Here is a 1,365-nt window from a genome sequence, read left to right on the forward strand (position 1 = left end):
AATAAACATTTAACCAGTGGTGACACGAAGTTAAACCCGAAAAGGGATAAATTATGGAAAGCGGTGTGCTTGGAAACTTGCTCGCACCGTTTGGACGGGGGCTGTTGGTAATATTTGATAGAAAGATCAATCCTATCAAAGAAACGCCAATAATCTATCCGTATTTATGAAGCGGATGATATTATTGGAACTATTGCTCAACAAGCTAGTTCTAATAAAGTAATTACAGATATTTATTCTAGTGATCATGATTTTTTACAATTAATCAATAATTATGTTACTATTCGTATAATAAAAAAAGGTTTAACGAATACCAGTGATTTTAATAAAGAATTATTACAAAAAGAATATCAGTTAAAACCTGAACAAATAGTTGATTTTAAAAGCATGATTGGAGATAATTCCGATAACATTGTAGGCATTCCAGGTATTGGTCCTAAAACTGCTCTTAAATTGTTGCATAAATTTCATAATTTAGATAATTTATTAATTAATTTAGAACAAATTCCTTATAATTTAAGGAAAAAAATAGAACCATTTCGCGAGAGAATTAATCTTAATCGTTTGTTAATAACTATTGATAAAGCTGTCCCATTGTCTTTTGATTATACACAAACTTATAAAGAAAATATTAATTTAAATTTATTGTTAAAATTTTGTAAAAAATATAATTTAAATCGTTTATATAATAAAAAAATAAAAACAAATTATAATTTTTAATTATTATAATTTGTTTTTTATTAATTTAATATAACATATTACATTTAATTATTATATTTTAGATTATTTTTATAACATTATAGTATTAGACAGTATTATATTCATATTTAAAGAGACTATTTTTTTTACCACAATGAAAAATTTTGATTTTTTTTTGTTTTTTATTATCATAGTAGTATTCATGAGACATATTGCATTTTATATGTTTTTGTTTTTTCAAAAAACGAAACATTCCTCTGTTGGGTTTTATTAATTCTTTATATGTTTTCAAAATTTTTTGGTTTTGTTTATTATATTCATAAATAAAAATATTTTGGTAACAATCTCCGTTATAATTTATATAAAGTTTAATTTTTTTAATTAATCTGTTTTGATCATCATATTTATAAATAACTTTTGTATTATCATTTTTATCTTTAATTTCCACTAATTGATTATTATTATTGTAAAAATATTTACTATCTATTTCTTGTTGATCGGGTGTTTCAGGGATAAAAGATTCATCATAATGTTTTATAATACGGATAGATTATTGGCGTTTCTTTGATAAGATTGATCTTTCTACCAAATATTACCAACAGCCCCCGTCCAAACGGTGCGAGCAAGTTTCCAAGCACACCGCTTTCCATAATTTATCCCTTTTCG

Annotated in this window: 3 protein-coding genes; 1 reads left to right on the plus strand and 2 read right to left on the minus strand. The window is 24.0% G+C overall.

What is annotated here, in order from left to right:
• Positions 1 to 222 precede the first annotated feature (222 nt).
• A complete protein-coding gene (locus OC705_RS02520; protein ID WP_420887832.1) occupies positions 223 to 720 on the plus strand; it encodes a 5'-3' exonuclease in 498 nt (165 codons plus the stop codon).
• A gap of 85 nt (positions 721 to 805) precedes the next feature.
• On the opposite strand, the gene OC705_RS02525 is transcribed toward OC705_RS02520, so the two are convergent.
• A complete protein-coding gene (locus OC705_RS02525) occupies positions 806 to 1,147 on the minus strand; it encodes a hypothetical protein (RefSeq protein ID WP_304512698.1) in 342 nt (113 codons plus the stop codon).
• A gap of 76 nt (positions 1,148 to 1,223) precedes the next feature.
• The gene (locus tag OC705_RS02530) at positions 1,224 to 1,349 is read right to left on the minus strand and encodes a hypothetical protein (RefSeq protein WP_304514066.1); all 126 of its coding nucleotides are present in this window, start codon (positions 1,347 to 1,349) and stop codon (positions 1,224 to 1,226) included.
• Between the last annotated feature and the right edge of the window lie 16 nt (positions 1,350 to 1,365).

Origin of the sequence: Candidatus Phytoplasma fabacearum (assembly GCF_030586805.1) — a bacterium.
Taxonomy (GTDB): domain Bacteria; phylum Bacillota_I; class Bacilli_A; order Acholeplasmatales; family Acholeplasmataceae; genus Phytoplasma; species Phytoplasma fabacearum.

What these genes read in the sequence shown, in the direction of transcription:
- OC705_RS02530 (WP_304514066.1), bottom strand. Translation starts at nt 1,349, where the DNA reads ATGGAAAGCGGTGTGCTTGGAAACTTGCTCGCACCGTTTGGACGGGGG.